Source organism: Sphingomonas sp. (assembly GCF_019635515.1).
In the GTDB taxonomy this organism is placed as follows: Bacteria; Pseudomonadota; Alphaproteobacteria; order Sphingomonadales; family Sphingomonadaceae; genus Sphingomonas.
In genome coordinates, this window is record NZ_JAHBZI010000001.1 from 358,529 (window position 1) to 374,205 (window position 15,677).

Consider the following 15,677-nt stretch of genomic DNA (forward strand, 5'->3'; position numbering starts at 1 on the left):
GAGAGATTCTATGGCACGCGTAGCGATCGTAACAGGCGGCAGCCGCGGTATCGGCGAAGCGATCAGCGTCGCGCTCAAGGAGGCGGGTATGACCGTCGCCGCCAATTACGCCGGCAATGACGAGCGCGCCAAGGCATTCACTGAGCGGACCGGCATCAAGGCGTATAAGTGGGACGTCGCCGATTTCGATGCCTGCCAGGCCGGCTGCGCCAGGGTCGCCGAGGAACTCGGCCCCGTCGACGTCGTGGTCAACAATGCCGGCATCACTCGCGACGGCACGCTGCTCAAGATGACCTATCAGATGTGGAAGGAGGTCATGGACACCAATCTCGGCGGCTGCTTCAACATGGCCAAGGCGACCTTCCCCGGCATGCGCGAGCGCAAATGGGGCAGGATCGTCAATATCGGCTCGATCAACGGCCAGGCCGGGCAATATGGCCAGGTCAATTATGCCGCCGCCAAATCGGGCATTCACGGCTTCACCAAGGCGCTGGCGCAGGAAGGCGCGCGCGCCGGGGTGACAGTCAACGCGATCGCGCCGGGCTATATCGACACCGACATGGTCGCCGCGGTGCCCGCCGACGTGCTCGAGAAGATCGTCGCCAAGATTCCCGTCGGCCGCCTGGGCCAGGCGCATGAGATCGCGCGGACGGTGGCGTTCCTGTGCTCGGACGATGCCGGATTCATCACCGGCTCGACGCTGTCGGTGAACGGCGGGCAGCATATGTACTGACCGTTGCAGGCGCGGCGACGTCCGCGCCGTTGCGCGAAGCGCAGCAGCGGGCACGGCCGGCGGGTGACCCAGGGTCATCCCGTCCGACGCGGGCTTTGCCCGCGTCCCGCCAATGCCCGGACATGCGAAGGGGGCCGATCCACAAGGAACCGGCCCCCAACCCTCGATACGCTACACGAGGGAATCGGTACGCGAACAACCCATATGGATTAACCCGGTTCCATTGACGCCTTGCTGAACAGCGTGGTTAGCGCGGGTTCATCTCCGCGCTGGTGGTGCCGGCGCGAATGGCTATGACGGCGCGATGCGCGTTCTCGCTTTGATGTTCCTGCTCGCTTTGTGCCTGTCGCTGGGCGCATCGGACTCGGGCCAGCGTGACATACTCGGCCTGGAAGCGAGGATCACCGCAACACCGGTCCTGCTCGATTCCCACGATCCCGCGCGGATAAAAGTCGGCGCGCTCACCTATCTGGGTGGCGTGCGATTGCGCAGCCCCGACCTCGCATTCGGCGGATTTTCGGCGATGCAGGTGGTCGGCGACCGTTTCCTGCTGGTCAGCGACGCCGGCAACATCGTCCGCTTCCGCATGGATGCCGCCTTCCGTATCTCCGAGGCCAGCTTTGGCGACGTCCGGATCGGGCCGGGCACCGGCCAGTACAAGCCCGAGCGCGATATCGAATCGCTCACCAGCGATCCCGCCACCGGACGGATCTGGCTCGGCTATGAGCGCGAGAACGCGATCTGGCGCTACGATGCCACGCTGCTGCGCAGCGCCCGCGCGGTGCGGCCGGCGGCGATGCGCGGCTGGTCGACGAACGGCGGTCCCGAATCGATGGTTCGCCTGCGCGATGGCCGCTTCATCGTCATCAGCGAAACCTCGCGGCCCAAGGGGCCATTGGCCAGGACCGGGCGGGAGGCGCTGATGTTCGCCGGCGACCCGACCGAGGCGCCCGATCGCGGCTTCGGCTTCGTCTATGTCCCACCCGCCGGCTTCGATCCCAGCGACATGACCGAGCTGCCCGATGGCCGCCTGCTGATCCTCAACCGCCGCTTCGCGGTGCCGTCGCTGTTCACCGCCAGGATCACCTTGGTCGATCCCGGAGCGATCCGCCCCGGCGCGGCGGTCCAGGGCCGCGAGATCGCGGCGTTCGCCTCGCCTCTGCTCCACGACAATTTCGAAGCGCTGGCGGTGACGCGCGAAGGCAAGGACACGATCCTGTGGATGGCGTCCGACGACAACCAGCAATTCTGGGAGCAGTCGCTGCTGCTCAAGTTCCGGGTGGAGCTATAGCTTCCTGCGCGGCTTGCGACGCTGGGCAGCGAGGCGCGCCACCTCGCGCAGCCGTTGCGGCATTCTGTCGGCGCGCGCCGAATTGCCGCAATTATCCACTGTCAGGTCGCCCACTTGCACATATGCGTCGGCGGTGCGCGTTCGTGTCACGAATAACAGCAGTGGCTTGCCCATCAGCAGCGGCGTGCGGGCGGTGGTATTCTCGCTGAAGATGCGGAAGCGTCGCGGCGGCCTGCCCTTATATGCCTTTTCGAGCGTCACGTCGTAATAGGCGCCCAGATAGGGATCGAGCCCGCCGGGCATGTTGCCGAACGAGAGCGGCTGCCTTAGCTTCACCGGGCGACGATTGTCGTCCAGCCAAGTAACCCCGGTCGCGCGGACCAGCACCACCAAATCCGAACGCCTGAATTCTCCGGCGACGCTATAGTCCGCGTCGTCGCAACTGGCGGATACGGGCACTGCTGCGAGCGAGGCGGCGAGAATCGGCAGGTAGCGGAGCATGACAGTTGCTAAGCGCCCCACGTCAGGTCCGCAACGCGAAAAACCCGCTCTCCCCCGGGGAGAACGGGCTGACGCTTTATTCCTCGAAAGGAAAGGTTAGGCGGCCTTCTCGGCGGCAGACGCCTTGCGCACGTCGCGCTTCAGGCGGCGCGCGCGCAGCGAGAGATCGTCGTCGCTGGTCTTGAGCAGCCAATTGTCGAGACCGCCATTATGCTCGACCGAACGCAGGCCGTGCGTCGAGACGCGCAGACGCACGCTCTTGCCCAGCGCATCGCTGATCAGCGTCACGTTCTGCAGATTCGGCAGGAACGTCCGCTTGGTCTTGTTGTTGGCGTGAGAAACGTTGTTTCCCACCTGCCGGCCCTTGCCGGTCAGCTCGCAAATGCGCGACATCGCTTTTAATCCTGGTTCGTGGCTTATGCCGGAAAGGCCGCGCCGATACCCGCAATGGGACGGTGCGTCAACCGATTCGCCCAAGGAAAGCCTTGTGCGAACGCAACCCTCGTGGTTGATAAACGTTAATTACGCAAGCGATTCAATTACAGGGGAGAATGACGATGCGTGGACTTCTGGTGCTGATCGGTCTGATCGCAATCGCCGTCGTGGTGCTGATGTCGCTGGGCATGCTCAAGATTACCCAGGCGACTCCGGGCGCGATGCCGAGCGTCGCATTCGACATGAAGGGCGGCAAGCTGCCCGAAATCAAGGCCGAGACGGGCTCGGTAGGGATCGGATCGACCAACGCGTCCGTTACGCTGCCGACGGTTGAGATGAAGAACACGACGGTGACCTTGCCCACGATCGAAGTGAAGCAGGCTCCGGGCGCCAGCCCGACGCCTGCCGCCAAGTAATGCCGCACCCGGGCCGCATCGCGGCGGCGGCATTGTTGCCGCCGCTCGGCGTGTACCTGCGTCGCGGCCCGGGGCGCGACTTCCTGATCGCATGCGGCCTCACCGTGCTGGGGTTCGTGCCAGGCATGGTGTTCGCGTTGTGGACGGTGCTGCGGGGCGAGCCCATGGCCACCGTCACGGCCTAGCCTCTCTCAAGCCCCTCCCTTGAAAGGGAGGGGCCAAGAAGGGCAGTACACCCCCATGTTCCCGCTGCCCGAACCGATGCGCCTCGCGCTCGCCGCCGCCCGCGCCGCCGCGCAAGCCGGCGAGGTTCCGGTGGGGGCGCTGGTCGTCCGCGACGGCGAAGTCATCGCCACCGCCGCCAATGCTCCGCGCGCGCTCAACGACCCCACCGCCCACGCCGAGATTCGTGCGATCCGCGCCGCCGCCGCCACGCTCGGCCGCGACCGGCTTGAGGATTGCGACCTGTGGGTCACGCTCGAGCCCTGCGCGATGTGCGCCGGCGCGATCGCCCATGCCCGCATCGCGCGGCTTTACTATGGCGCCAGCGATCCCAAGGGCGGCGCGGTTGAGCATGGTCCGCGCTTCTTCACCCAGCCGACCTGCCACCACCGCCCCGAAATCTATCCCGGCATCGGCGAGCGCCAAGCCGCCGATCTGCTCCGCGATTTCTTCCGCGAGCGGCGCGGTTGAACGGTCTTGCAATGTAGAATTTCGCCTGCTTGGCTAAGCCGGTCGGCGGTGCCGCCCGCTCTTTGAAGCCCATTCCGGAAAAAACACCCATGGTCAGTGCGACCATTGGGACCATTCGCGCCAAACCGGCCTCGTCGTCACACAGTTGTTGTGCAGCGCGGCGCAGTGCGGATATGAGGACCATGCACCATGGACGCCCCCTTTCCCTGGATCGATGTCGCGATCATCCTCGTGCTGATCGCCGTGAACGGCCTCTTCGCCATGTCGGAGCTGGCCATCGTCTCGGCGCGGCCGGCGCGGATGGAGGCGCTGGCCCGGGTCGGCAAGCGCGGCGCCAAGACCGCCGTGCTGCTCGCCTCCGATCCCGGCAAGTTCCTCTCCACCGTCCAGATCGGCATCACCCTGATCGGCATCGTCGCCGGCGCCTATTCGGGCTCCAGCCTCGGCACACCCACCGCGCAGCGCCTCGAATGGCTGGGCGTGCCGCACGAGACCGCCGAGACCCTGGGCTTCGGCCTCGTCATCGCAATCACCACCTATGCCTCGCTGATCGTTGGCGAGCTCGTCCCCAAGCAGTTCGCGCTGCGCTCGCCCGAGCCGATCGCGGCGATGATGGCGGTGCCGATGTTCTGGCTCAGCCGGGTTACCGCGCCGATCGTCTGGCTGCTCGATCAGTCGAGCGCGCTGATCTTCCGTCTGGTCGGCCTCAACCGCGAATCGGAAAACCGCGTCACCGCCGAGGAACTGCATCTGATCGTCGCCGAGGCGAGCAAATCGGGGGTGATTGAGGAGCATGAGCGCTCGATCATCTCGGGCGTGGTCCGCCTGGCCGATCGCCCGGTTCGCGAAGTGATGACCCCGCGCACCGAAGTCGATTGGCTCGATGTCGATCTCGATGGCGACGGCATCCGCCGCGCGCTGCTGGCGACGCCGCATACCCGCCTGCCGGTCGCGGAAGGTTCGGTCGATGGCGTGATCGGCGTGGTCCAGTCGCGCGACATCGTCGCGGCGCTGTTCCGCGGCGAGCCGCTAGATCTGCGTAAGCTGATGCGCGCCGCGCCGGTGCTGCCCGATCAGGTCGATGCGATGGACGCGCTCGGCGCGCTGCGCCGTGCCGACGTGCCGATGGGCCTTGTCCATGACGAATATGGCCATTTCGAAGGGATCGTGACCCCGGCCAATCTCCTCGCCGCGATCGCCGGCGAGTTCGCGTCGGACAGCGATCCCGGCGACAACCCCAATATCGTCGTCCGTGAAGACGGCTCGATGCTCGTCTCGGGGGCGATGCCCGCCGACGCGCTGGCCGAGCGGCTGGGGCTCGACCTGCCCGAGGACCGCGACTACGCCACCGTCGCCGGCTTGGCGCTGGCGGTGCTCAAGCACCTGCCGCAGGAAGGCGAGCGCTTCACCGAGCAGGGCTGGCGCTTCGAGATCGTCGATCTCGACGGCCGCAAGATCGACAAGCTGCTGGTGACGCAACTGACCAGGCGCGAAGAGGTGTAAAAGCCTTTGTCACCCCGGACTTGTTCGGGGTGACAGGGTCCAATTGCCCGCGGCTTACAGCTTCCCGAACGCCGCCTCGAATCCGGCGATATCCCCGCTCGCCAGATAGCCGGCCTGCTCGATCCAGCGGTCGCGGTGGATGCGGCCCTGGAAATCGCCGAGTTGGGCGTCGAGCGCATCGGCGGCTTCCGGGGTCAGCGCGGCGATCTGGGCGAAGCTGGAGATGCCGACGCTGCCAAGCCGCTCGGCCAGCCGCGGACCGACGCCCTTCATCTGGGTCAGGTCGTCGACGGTGCGCGGCGCGGATGCCAGGATCGGCTGCGGTGCGGGTTCCTCGTCGGCAACAGGCTCGGGCGCGGACAGATCGGCCGCGATCGATGCCGGCGAGGCGTCGAACGGTGCCGCCGCCGCGATCGGCTCGTCGGTGATCGGTGCCGGCTCGCGGGCTTCCTCGGCCGCTACCGGCTCCGGCTCCGGTTCGGGGTAGGGCGGAACATAGGCGACCGGTTCGGGAGCCGGTACAGGCTCCGGTTCGGGTGCGGGCGCTGGTTCCGGAGCGACATAAGCCACCGGCTCAAGCTCAGGCGCTGGTTCCGGCGCGACATATGCAACCGGCTCAGGCTCAGGCGCTGCGACAGGTTCCGGGGCGGGCTCGGGCGCAGGTGGCGCTTCATAGACCGGCGGCACGATCACCGGTTCCTCGGCGATCGGCGGCGGTGGCGGAGTCACCGGCGGCGGGGTGATCGGCCGGGTGACGGGCACTTCCTCATGATAGACCGGCTCGGCCACGTCTTCGGCGCGCTTGCCGCCCCGGAACAACCGGCTGAGCAGCCACAGCAGCACCAGGGCGATAACGACGCCCGCGCCGATTTGCACCGCGGGCTCGCGCGCCCAGGGTGGCGCGTTGGCCAAAAGCTGCTGGATCTGGTCGTTCATGCGCGCCCTCCCGACGCTAGGCAATTGCGTGATCTGGCAACTGCATAGCGCCGGGATGCCGGGAGCAACACCCTATTCGCGAAGCCTAGTCGCGGCCGCCGCGTGCTGGCTGTCCCGATTCGGCCAGCTGGACCAGCTTTACGAACTCGCTGCGCCAGTAATTGCCCGATGCCGGCGCCAGCGCGCCGATCTGGCGGTAGCCGAAGCCGTTCAGATATTTGTCGCCGCGCAATTTCTGCCCGAACGCCGCCACCGCAGTGACGAAAGCCATATCTCCCTGCGGCGCGCCGGCGTTGCGCATCAGGGCCGCGGGCACCGGGCGCTCGATCAGCTTCGACGCGGTCTGACCGGGCAGCTTGTAGCGCAATTTGACGAAGGCGAGCTCGCCGCCGGTGCTGGCCGGCACCGGCGCGGGCTGGCGATTGCCCTCATAGCGCCGCTCGGGCAGCCAGCCCGCCTTGTCTGCCGGTACGATCTCGTAGAGCGCGGTAACCTGATGCCCCGCGCCGATATCGCCGGCATCGACGCTGTCATTGGCGAAATCCTCCTCGGCCAGCGCGCGGTTTTCATAGCCGATCAGCCGGTATTGCTTGACCTGCGCGGGATTGAACTCGACCTGGACCTTCACATCGCCGGCGATGGTCAGCAGCGTCGCCGAAAGCTCCTCGTCGAGCACCTTCTGCGCTTCCATCAGGCTGTCGATATAGGAATAATTGCCGTTCCCGGCGTCGGCGACCTGCTCCATCATCGCTTCGTTGTAATTGCCTGTGCCGAAGCCGAGCGTGGTCAGGGTAATACCGCTGTCGCGCTCGCGCTTGACCATGTCGATCAGCGCCTTGTTGTCGCTGACGCCGACGTTGAAGTCGCCATCGGTGGCCATCAGGATGCGGTTGACCCCGCCCTTGATATAATTGGCGCGGGCGATGCCATAGGCCATCTTCATCGCCTCGCCGCCGGCGGTCGAGCCCTCGGCATAGAGGCAGTCGAGCGCCTGGCGGATATAGTTCTTGTTCGAGGTCGGCTCGAGCACGGTCGAGACGCTGCCCGAATAGGCGACGATCGAGACGCGGTCATTGGGCCCGATCCTGTCGGCGAGCATCGACAGCGATTTCTTGACCAGCGGCAGCTTGTCGTCCTCGTCCATCGATCCCGAGACGTCGACGAGGAAGACGAGATTGGCGGGCGGACGCCCCCGCGCATCGACATCGTATCCGCGCAGCCCGATCCGCATCAGCCTGGTATCGGGGTTCCACGGCGTTGTCGCGACATCGGTGGTGACGCTGAACGGCGCCTCGCGATCGGTCGGCTTGGGATAATCGTAGCGGAAATAGTTGATCATCTCCTCGGTCCGCACCGCTTCGCCGGGCACGTTCAGGCCCTGGGTCAGCATCCGCCGGACGTTGGCGTAGGCGCCGGTATCGACATCGACCGAGAAGGTCGAGACCGGCTGATCGGCGACCGAAAGGATCGAGGCGACCGCCTTGCCGTCATAGCGCTCGGTATTCTCCGCCGAGCCATATAGCGGCGTTGCCGGCACCCGCTGCACCGCCCCCGCCACCATAGCTGCGCTCGCCGAACGCGTCGCCATTGGCGCCGGCGGCGCGGGCGGGGAAGGCGGCGGCGGGGGCGTCATCACGGACATCGGCTCCGGAGCCGGCGCCATCGTCGGCGGGGGCGGCGCATAGGCCAGCGGCCGCGTCTTGCGGCGATAGTCCTCCCTCTGGCGCGGCGTGCACCGCACCGGCGAGCGGCGATCCTGGCTCGCGCCCTGCGGTGCGGCGGGAAGGGGCGGCGGCGCGGCGGAGGTCAGGAGGACGGCGGAGCAACCAAGCAGCAAGCTGAAACGCGGCATATCTACTCTCCCCTAATGCTCCGGCGAGCTTCACCGCGCGCGGATGACTGTTAGATGAACGTAATGATATCTTATATCATACACAGGTCAAGTACAGGGCCTTTGGTACCGGAGCCGGCCCGTGCAGACGAGGGAAGGGTCTAAAGCTTCTCGCGCTGGATCTCGCGCCAGCCGATGTCGCGGCGAAAGAAGCCGGTCGGGAATTCGATCGCGTCCACCGCCTTGTACGCGGCGGCCTGCGCCTCGCGGACATTCCTGCCCGATGCGGTGACCGCAAGCACGCGCCCGCCATTCGCCACCAGCGTCTCGCCTTCCATCCGCGTGCCCGCCTGGAATATCTGCGCGCCACCGGCTTCGGCCTTGGGGATGCCGCGGATCGCGCCGCCGCTCTCGGGCGTGCCTGGGTAGCCTTTCGCCGCCATCACCACCGTCAGCGCGCTGCCTTCGGAGAATCGCGGCGGCGCCCGCCCGGCCAGTTCGCCGCGCGCGGTCGCGACCATCCATTCGAGCAGATCGTCCTGAAGGCGCAGCATCAGCACCTGGCATTCGGGGTCGCCGAAGCGGGCATTATATTCGATCAGCTTCGGCCCGTCGGCGGTCAGCATCAGCCCGGCATAGAGCACGCCCGAATAGGGCGTGCCCATCCGCGCCATCGCCTTGACCGTCGGCCGCACGATCGTCTCGATCGCCCGCGCCTCCAGCTCGGGGGTCAGCACCGGCGCGGGGCTGTATGCCCCCATCCCGCCGGTATTGGGGCCGACATCGCCGTCACCGACGCGCTTGTGATCCTGCGCCGATCCGAACGACAGGATCGTCTCGCCATCGGTGAGCACGAACAGGCTGACTTCCTCGCCCTCCAGGAACTCCTCGATCACGACGCTGGCTTGCGGCTCTTCGAAGATCGCGAGGATCGCCGCCTCGGCTTCCTCGAACGACATCGCCACGGTCACGCCCTTGCCCGCTGCGAGACCATCGGCCTTGATCACCACCGGAATGCCGAAATCGCCGAGCGCGGCGAGCGCGCCATCCTTCGATTCGGCCTTGGCGAAGGCGGCGGTCGGGATGCGTTCGCGGGCGCAGAGATCCTTGGTGAAGCTCTTCGATCCTTCGAGCTGGGCCGCCGCCTTGTTCGGCCCGAATACGAGGACCCCCATGGTGCGCAGATTGTCGGCGAGCCCCGCCACCAGCGGCGCTTCGGGCCCGATCACCACGAAGTGGATCGAATGGCGCAGGCAGAAATCGATGATCGAACGGTGGTCGCTCACCGGGATATCGGCGAGCTCGGCATGATCGGCTATCCCCGGATTTCCGGGCGCCGCCCATAGCTTTTCGAGCGCCGGTGATTGCGCCAGCTTCCAGGCGAGCGCATGTTCACGGCCTCCCGACCCAAGCAACAGGACGTTCATGCCCGACCCCCTTTTCGACGAAAGCGTTTCCGAGTTTGGGCGGCTGGTAGCCGAGGAGATGCCTGGCGACAACGCGGCGGCGATGAGCGTCAGCGAATTGTCTTCGAAGCTGAAGCGCATGGTCGAGGGGGAATTTGGCCATGTCCGCCTGCGCGGCGAGATTTCGGGATGGAAACGCGCTGCTTCGGGCCATGCCTATCTGTGCCTCAAGGACGCCGATGCAGTGATCGACGGGGTGATCTGGCGCGGTGCCGCGTCGATGATTCCGTTCAGCCCGCAGGACGGGCTCGAGGTCGTCGCCACCGGCAAGCTCACCACCTATCCGGGCCGTTCCAAATATCAGGTCGTCATCGAGCGGATGGAGCTGGCGGGCGAAGGCGCGCTGATGGCACTGTTCGAGAAGTTGAAGGCCAGCCTCGCCGCCGAGGGCCTGTTCGACCGCGCACGCAAGAAGCCGCTGCCCTACATGCCACGCACGATCGGCGTGGTGACCTCGCCCACCGGTGCCGTGATCAAGGATATCCTGCACCGCCTCGCCGATCGCTTCCCGAGCCATGTCATCGTCTGGCCGGTAAAGGTGCAGGGCGATGGCGCCGCCGCCGAAGTCGCGGCGGCGATCCGCGGGTTCGATTCGTTGCCGGCGGATGGCCCGGTCAGGCGTCCCGACCTGATCATCGTCGCGCGGGGCGGCGGTTCGATCGAGGACCTGTGGGCGTTCAACGAGGAAGTGGTGGTTCGCGCCATCGCCGACTGTTCGATCCCGTTGATCTCCGCGGTCGGGCATGAGACCGACACCAGCCTCTCCGATTTCGCCGCCGATCTGCGCGCGCCGACGCCGACCGCCGCCGCCGAGATGGCGGTGCCGGTCTGCGCCGAGGTCGCCGGCACCATCGCCAGCCTGGCGCTGCGCACCGAACGCTGCGTCCGCCGCTATCATGAGCGCGCCGGCGAGCGGCTGTCGGCGCTGGTCCGCGTGCTTCCCCGCAGGGATGCGCTGCTCGGGCCGCAGCGCCAGAGGATGGACGATCTCGGCGGGCGCCTCGATCGTGCGCTGGAACGCCGCGTCACCCGGGCACGCGGCCAACTCGACCGTTCGACCGGCGCGCTGCGTCCGGCCATGCTCGGCCAACGTCTCGAAGCAGCAAGACAAAAGCTCGACGCCGCCGCGCGTCACCTCGATCTGGTCCACCCCAATCGCCCTCTCGAGCGCGGCTATGCCTGGGTCGAGGCACGCACCTCGGGCAAGGTGATCGGCACCGCCGATGCCGCGCGCGCGGCGGGCGCGGTAACGCTGCGGTTCATCGATGGCACGGTAGACGCCAAGGTTGAGCGGCCGGGCGGCAAGGCGTATCCAGCCGAAAAGCCCGAACAGCCAAGCCTGTTGTGACGGGCGGGAGAATGGAATGCTGATGTCGAACAGCCGCCCGGCGCGGCTGCACTATATGGCCAATAGCTTCCGCGTCCTCGTGCCCGGCGACCATGTCGTCTGCGCGGTGACCGGCGAGCGGATCCAGATCGACGCGCTGCGCTATTGGAGCGTGGCGCGGCAGGAAGCCTATGCCAGCGCCGAGATCGCCGCGCGGGCGATGCACCCCTGATGGGCCTCGCCGCGCGCCTGCCCGCCGCCGCCGCATTCTGGGTGTTGCTCGGCACCTGCGTGCAATTGCCGTCCGCGGCCGCCGACAGCGTCGCGCCGCGGCCGCTGCCGCAAGCACCGCAGACCGATCCGGCGTTGCGCTTCGCCTTTGATGGCCAGATGATTCAGGGCGGCGCGGTGATCGGCACCGCGCCCAAGGGCGCGACGCTGCTCACCCTCGATGGCGCCCCGGTGCCGATCGCGCCCGACCGCAAATTCCTGATCGCCTTCGATCGTGACGCCGGGCCGTCGGCGACGCTGGTGGCGACGCTCGGCAACGGCCAGCAGGTCCGCCGCGCGCTCGCCATCGCCCCGCGCGCCTGGGATATCTCGCGGCTCAACACCTTGCCCAAATATCCGGTGCCGCGGCCGGAATTCGAGAAGGTCCGCCCTGCCGAACTCGCCCAGATCAACGCCGCGCGGCGGATGCAAAGCGATTCGGCGGGCTGGCGCCAGACGATGCTGTGGCCGGTGGTCGGCCGCATCTCCACCTTGTTCGGCTCGCAGCGCATCTATGCGGGCGAGCCGGGTTCCTATCATTCGGGAATCGACATCGCCCGGCCGACCGGCACGACCGTGCTCGCCCCGGCCGACGGCGTCGTGATTCTGGCCGCCGCCAGGCCTTTCACGCTCGAAGGCAATCTGCTGATGATCGATCACGGCGCCGGACTGAACAGCGCCTTCATGCATCTATCCCGTATCAATGTGCGGGTAGGGGAGCATATAAGAAAGGGTCAGCCGATCGGTGCGGTGGGGATGACGGGGCGCGCAACCGGCCCGCATCTCCACTGGAGTCTCAAGTGGCGGGACGCGCGGATCGACCCGCTCCTGCTCGCCGGGCCGATGCCGGTCGCGGAATAAAGCCCGCGGCGCCTCTCGCGGCGCAACATAAACGAACATATCAGGCGGTTTTCGCGCAACAAAATGCGCGGCAATGTGTCATTTTGGCTACAGTTGGCCCAAAAGCGGGCGCAGCAATCTGAATGCGACCTTTACAGCGGCCCGCTCCATCTTCATCCACCGTACCCAAGCTTTGCCCGAAGTGCGCGCTGCGCATGGGAGGCTAAGCGGGGAGACACCCCGGCCGGGGGCACACACGCAAAACGGCCGGACCAAGCGAGGGAAGTTCATGAAGAAGACCCAGATCACCAGCGGCCTGCGCGGGGGCACTGCCCTGTCGGCGCTCGTCCTTGCCAGCGCGCTGTTCGCCGCGCCTGCGTTCGCGCAGGACACGAGCACGACGACCACGACGCAGACCGCTCCGGCTGCTGACGATGCAGCTACCGACGACGGCGCGATCGTCGTTACCGGTTCGCTGTTCCGTCGCACCAACTCGGAAACCCCTTCGCCGGTCACCGTGCTGAGCGCGGCCACGCTCGAGCAGCGCGGTATCAACACCGTCGCGGAGGCCGTTCAGCGCGTCTCGGCTGGTGGCGCTGGCAACATCACGCAGGGCTGGAACACTGGTTCGAACTTCGCGACCGGCGCGAACGCGGTATCGCTCCGCGGTTTGACCGTGCAGTCGACCCTGACCATCTTCGACGGCCTGCGCATGGCGCCGTATCCGCTCGCGGACGACGGTCACCGCAACTTCGTCGATCTGAATACCATCCCGAACGCCATCGTCGAGCGCATCGAAGTTCTGCGTGACGGCGCGTCGTCGACCTACGGCGCCGACGCGGTTGCTGGCGTTATCAACGTTATCACCAAGAAGCAGATCACCGGCCTGCATGCCAATGTTTCGGCGGGCATCTCGCAGCAAGGCGATGCGGCGGAGCAGCGCATCGATCTCACCTGGGGCTATGGTGATCTCGACGAGCAGGGCTTCAACTTCTATATTAATGGCGAATATCAGCGTCAGGACGCGCTGTACGCGCGTGACCGCAAATATCCGTTCGGCACGGCAGATCTGAGCCGCATCTGTAATGCTGCCGGCTCGTGCATGTTTAATAACGTTCAGAACAGCTACACTAATGGTCGCTGGAACGGTTTGTTTGCAACCCAGGTGCCGGTGGCACGCGCGGTTGACGCCACGGGAGCTGCGATTCCCGGCAGCACCGCGTTCACCCTCCTCAATCCGGCAGCGGGTTGCCGCGAACTGACTCCGGTTAACGTTCCGGCAGCAGTCAGCGCCACCGCCGGCGGGACCGTTCAGTGCTCGCGCGATGCTCGCGCGATGTACTCCCAGCTCTTCCCGGAGCAGGAGCGCCTGGGCTTCGCTGGCCGCTTCACCGCCAATATCGGTGACCGCGCTCAGTTCTACGCCTCTGCCAACTACTATCAGGTGCGGACCGAGACCCAGGGCACGCCGAGCCCGATGAGCGGCAACCTGCCGCCCCCCAACCCGGCAGGCTTCCTGCAGCCGTCGAACCTGTATTTGCCGGTTTATGTCTGCGGCACCGGCGTGGGCAACCGCCTGATGACCGGTACGGGCTGCACTGCGGCCAATGGTGTCCTGAACCCGCAGAATCCTTATGCTGCGGCCGGTAACCGCGCGCAGGTCCTGTCGAGCTACGATCAGCCGCGCTACATCCAGAGCAAGTCGCGCTCGCTGCGCGCTGCCGCAGGTATCAACGGCTCCTTCGCGGATGACTGGAACTATTCGGTCGAAGCGACGGTGTCGCAGGTTCAGCTGGACATCAACCAGTACAACCAGATCATCCCGCAGCGTCTGTGGAATGCGGTTGCTCGTGGCGAATGGAATTTCCTGAACCCCGCCGCGAACACGCAGGCAACGCGTGACTATGTCGCGCCGCTGAACAGCACGCGGTCCTTTTCGGATCTGTGGCAGGTGTCGGGCACGCTCTCGAAGGACCTGTTCCAGCTTCCCGGTGGTCCGCTTCAGGCGGCTGTCGGCGGTTCGTATCGTCACGAGTCGATCAACAACCCGTCGGCGAATGCCGAGAACCTGACCTCGCCTTACGATCGCTACTTCGTCGCCAACGCGGTTGGTGCTGTCGGTAGCCGTAACGTGAAGTCGGCGTTCTTTGAAATCAACGCGCCGATTATCCCGCAGCTCGAGATCAACGCTTCGGGCCGGTATGACGACTATTCGTCGGGCCAGAGCAACTTCTCGCCGAAGATCGGTGCGAAGTTCACTCCGATCAAGCAGCTCGCGATCCGCGGTACGTATTCGAAGGGCTTCCGTATTCCTTCGTTCAACGAATCGTTCGGTCTGCCGACGACGGGTTACGTGACGTACACCCTGAACCCGGCGGTTCCGGCCGAGGCGGCCTTCATCGCGGCGCACGGCGGCAACGCTTATGCCACGGGCAGCTTCCCGGTGGGTCTGACTTCGACCGGTAACCCGTCGCTCGCCCCAGAAAAATCGACCAGCTGGACCGTCGGCGGTATCTTCGAACCGATCCGCAACGTGAGCTTCACTGTCGATTACTGGAATATCGAAGTGAAGGACATCATCGGTGGTGCTGACTATTCGGACGTCCGTCGTCAGTATTATACGAACAACGGTGTCGTGAATGTCCCGGGGATCACCGTCGTTCCGGGCACGCCGGACGTCGCGTTCCCGGCCGCGCTCCCGCAGCTCGGCTTCATCCAGTATTCGTTCGAGAACAACGACTCGCAGCGCGTGTCGGGTATCGATCTGGGGGCGAATGTTCGCCTTCCGCTCGGTGGCGACATCACGCTGACGAGCGCGTTCGAAGCGGCGTATCTGCTGAAGTTCGAGAAGTCGATCGGTGGCACCGTCCAGCGTTACGACGGCACGCTGAGCCCCTGCGACGTCACGTCGTGCTCGGGTGCGCCGAAGTGGCGTGGCAGCTGGCAGAACACGGTCGAGATCGGTGGCTTCACCGGCTCGCTCACCGCGTACTACACCAGCGGCCTGGATCTGGCCTCGATCGACTACGGCGGGATCAAGGGTAACTGCACCGCCAGCATCGGCAGCTCGGTTTCGACCTACGCCGATGGCACGCCCGTGCTTTGCAAGACGAAGGCGCAGTGGAACGCCGATCTTGCCCTGAGCTATCGCATCAACGATCGCTTCACGGTCTACACCAACGTGCTCAACGTCTTCGGTATCGACCCCGTGTTCGATCCGAGCGCTGCGTACCACATCTTCCAGTTCAACCCGTCCTGGTCTGGCCCGAACATCCTGGGTCGTTACTTCCGCGTAGGCGCGCGGGTTAAGTTCTAAGACTCTGGATTTTCTGGAAAAAGAGGGGCGGCTCCGCAGGGAGCCGCCCTTTCTTTTTGACCTCGGCAGATCGCAGGTGCGGAGGGGCAAAAGGCCGCGGCCACCCTGGGGTGACCGCG

The 15,677-nt window shown here is 66.0% G+C and carries 15 protein-coding genes; 10 read left to right on the forward strand and 5 right to left on the reverse strand.

Annotated features, from left to right (window positions below; all coding sequences use genetic code 11):
* Positions 1–10: 10 nt before the first annotated feature.
* Together phbB and KF730_RS01835 are read left to right on the forward strand one after the other, a co-directional pair.
* On the forward strand, positions 11–733 hold the full coding sequence (phbB, locus tag KF730_RS01830; protein ID WP_294091843.1) for an acetoacetyl-CoA reductase: 723 nt from the start codon (positions 11–13) through the stop codon (positions 731–733).
* Positions 734–1,037: 304 nt separating this feature from the next.
* On the forward strand, positions 1,038–2,024 hold the full coding sequence (locus KF730_RS01835; protein WP_294091845.1) for an esterase-like activity of phytase family protein: 987 nt from the start codon (positions 1,038–1,040) through the stop codon (positions 2,022–2,024).
* On the opposite strand, the gene KF730_RS01840 is transcribed toward KF730_RS01835, so the two are convergent.
* The gene (locus tag KF730_RS01840; RefSeq protein ID WP_294091847.1) at positions 2,019–2,525 is read right to left on the reverse strand and encodes a hypothetical protein; all 507 of its coding nucleotides are present in this window, start codon (positions 2,523–2,525) and stop codon (positions 2,019–2,021) included. The two genes, KF730_RS01835 and KF730_RS01840, sit on opposite strands and share 6 nt — an antisense overlap.
* 96 nt (positions 2,526–2,621) lie before the next feature.
* The gene (rpmB, locus tag KF730_RS01845; RefSeq protein WP_294091849.1) at positions 2,622–2,918 is read right to left on the reverse strand and encodes a 50S ribosomal protein L28; all 297 of its coding nucleotides are present in this window, start codon (positions 2,916–2,918) and stop codon (positions 2,622–2,624) included.
* Positions 2,919–3,082: 164 nt separating this feature from the next.
* Between rpmB and KF730_RS01850 the strand changes: the two genes are divergently transcribed.
* The 4 genes from KF730_RS01850 to KF730_RS01865 all read left to right on the forward strand — a co-directional run bounded on the left by KF730_RS01850 (position 3,083) and on the right by KF730_RS01865 (position 5,572).
* Entirely contained in the window at positions 3,083–3,376 is a 294-nt protein-coding gene (locus KF730_RS01850; protein WP_294091850.1) for a hypothetical protein, read from the forward strand.
* A complete protein-coding gene (locus tag KF730_RS01855) occupies positions 3,376–3,561 on the forward strand; it encodes a YqaE/Pmp3 family membrane protein (RefSeq protein ID WP_294091851.1) in 186 nt (61 codons plus the stop codon). The genes KF730_RS01850 and KF730_RS01855 overlap by 1 nt, the downstream gene beginning before the upstream one ends.
* A 76-nt stretch (positions 3,562–3,637) precedes the next feature.
* Positions 3,638–4,069: a nucleoside deaminase gene (locus tag KF730_RS01860; RefSeq protein ID WP_294095652.1), complete on the forward strand. Its 432-nt coding sequence runs from the start codon at positions 3,638–3,640 to the stop codon at positions 4,067–4,069.
* Positions 4,070–4,258: 189 nt separating this feature from the next.
* Positions 4,259–5,572, forward strand: a complete 1,314-nt coding sequence (locus tag KF730_RS01865) for a hemolysin family protein (protein ID WP_294091853.1) — start codon at positions 4,259–4,261, stop codon at positions 5,570–5,572.
* Positions 5,573–5,626: 54 nt separating this feature from the next.
* On the opposite strand, the gene KF730_RS01870 is transcribed toward KF730_RS01865, so the two are convergent.
* From KF730_RS01870 to purD, 3 genes are all read right to left on the reverse strand, one after another.
* Positions 5,627–6,508: a helix-hairpin-helix domain-containing protein gene (locus tag KF730_RS01870; RefSeq protein WP_294091854.1), complete on the reverse strand. Its 882-nt coding sequence runs from the start codon at positions 6,506–6,508 to the stop codon at positions 5,627–5,629.
* Between the two features lie 85 nt (positions 6,509–6,593).
* Positions 6,594–8,360, reverse strand: coding sequence for a VWA domain-containing protein (locus KF730_RS01875; protein WP_294091855.1), 1,767 nt, complete (start codon positions 8,358–8,360; stop codon positions 6,594–6,596).
* Positions 8,361–8,500: 140 nt separating this feature from the next.
* Positions 8,501–9,766 (reverse strand): phosphoribosylamine--glycine ligase, encoded by a 1,266-nt coding sequence (purD, locus tag KF730_RS01880; protein ID WP_294091856.1) that lies wholly within the window; start codon positions 9,764–9,766, stop codon positions 8,501–8,503.
* Between purD and xseA the strand changes: the two genes are divergently transcribed.
* The 4 genes from xseA (at position 9,765) to KF730_RS01900 (ending at position 15,558) form a co-directional block, all read left to right on the forward strand.
* A complete protein-coding gene (gene xseA, locus KF730_RS01885) occupies positions 9,765–11,153 on the forward strand; it encodes an exodeoxyribonuclease VII large subunit (protein WP_294091857.1) in 1,389 nt (462 codons plus the stop codon). The two genes, purD and xseA, sit on opposite strands and share 2 nt — an antisense overlap.
* Positions 11,154–11,169: 16 nt before the next feature.
* The gene (locus KF730_RS01890; RefSeq protein ID WP_294091859.1) at positions 11,170–11,364 is read left to right on the forward strand and encodes a DUF2093 domain-containing protein; all 195 of its coding nucleotides are present in this window, start codon (positions 11,170–11,172) and stop codon (positions 11,362–11,364) included.
* Positions 11,364–12,263 (forward strand): M23 family metallopeptidase, encoded by a 900-nt coding sequence (locus KF730_RS01895; RefSeq protein ID WP_294091860.1) that lies wholly within the window; start codon positions 11,364–11,366, stop codon positions 12,261–12,263. The genes KF730_RS01890 and KF730_RS01895 overlap by 1 nt, the downstream gene beginning before the upstream one ends.
* Positions 12,264–12,531: 268 nt before the next feature.
* Positions 12,532–15,558, forward strand: coding sequence for a TonB-dependent receptor (locus tag KF730_RS01900; RefSeq protein WP_294091861.1), 3,027 nt, complete (start codon positions 12,532–12,534; stop codon positions 15,556–15,558).
* Positions 15,559–15,677: the final 119 nt, after the last annotated feature.

Coding starts and splice junctions, on each gene's coding strand:
- phbB (WP_294091843.1), top strand. CDS start 11: ATGGCACGCGTAGCGATCGTAACAGGCGGCAGCCGCGGTATCGGCGAA.
- KF730_RS01835 (WP_294091845.1), top strand. CDS start 1,038: ATGCGCGTTCTCGCTTTGATGTTCCTGCTCGCTTTGTGCCTGTCGCTG.
- KF730_RS01840 (WP_294091847.1), bottom strand. CDS start 2,525: ATGCTCCGCTACCTGCCGATTCTCGCCGCCTCGCTCGCAGCAGTGCCC.
- rpmB (WP_294091849.1), bottom strand. CDS start 2,918: ATGTCGCGCATTTGCGAGCTGACCGGCAAGGGCCGGCAGGTGGGAAAC.
- KF730_RS01850 (WP_294091850.1), top strand. CDS start 3,083: ATGCGTGGACTTCTGGTGCTGATCGGTCTGATCGCAATCGCCGTCGTG.
- KF730_RS01855 (WP_294091851.1), top strand. CDS start 3,376: ATGCCGCACCCGGGCCGCATCGCGGCGGCGGCATTGTTGCCGCCGCTC.
- KF730_RS01860 (WP_294095652.1), top strand. CDS start 3,638: ATGCGCCTCGCGCTCGCCGCCGCCCGCGCCGCCGCGCAAGCCGGCGAG.
- KF730_RS01865 (WP_294091853.1), top strand. CDS start 4,259: ATGGACGCCCCCTTTCCCTGGATCGATGTCGCGATCATCCTCGTGCTG.
- KF730_RS01870 (WP_294091854.1), bottom strand. CDS start 6,508: ATGAACGACCAGATCCAGCAGCTTTTGGCCAACGCGCCACCCTGGGCG.
- KF730_RS01875 (WP_294091855.1), bottom strand. CDS start 8,360: ATGCCGCGTTTCAGCTTGCTGCTTGGTTGCTCCGCCGTCCTCCTGACC.
- xseA (WP_294091857.1), top strand. CDS start 9,765: ATGCCCGACCCCCTTTTCGACGAAAGCGTTTCCGAGTTTGGGCGGCTG.
- purD (WP_294091856.1), bottom strand. CDS start 9,766: ATGAACGTCCTGTTGCTTGGGTCGGGAGGCCGTGAACATGCGCTCGCC.
- KF730_RS01890 (WP_294091859.1), top strand. CDS start 11,170: ATGCTGATGTCGAACAGCCGCCCGGCGCGGCTGCACTATATGGCCAAT.
- KF730_RS01895 (WP_294091860.1), top strand. CDS start 11,364: ATGGGCCTCGCCGCGCGCCTGCCCGCCGCCGCCGCATTCTGGGTGTTG.
- KF730_RS01900 (WP_294091861.1), top strand. CDS start 12,532: ATGAAGAAGACCCAGATCACCAGCGGCCTGCGCGGGGGCACTGCCCTG.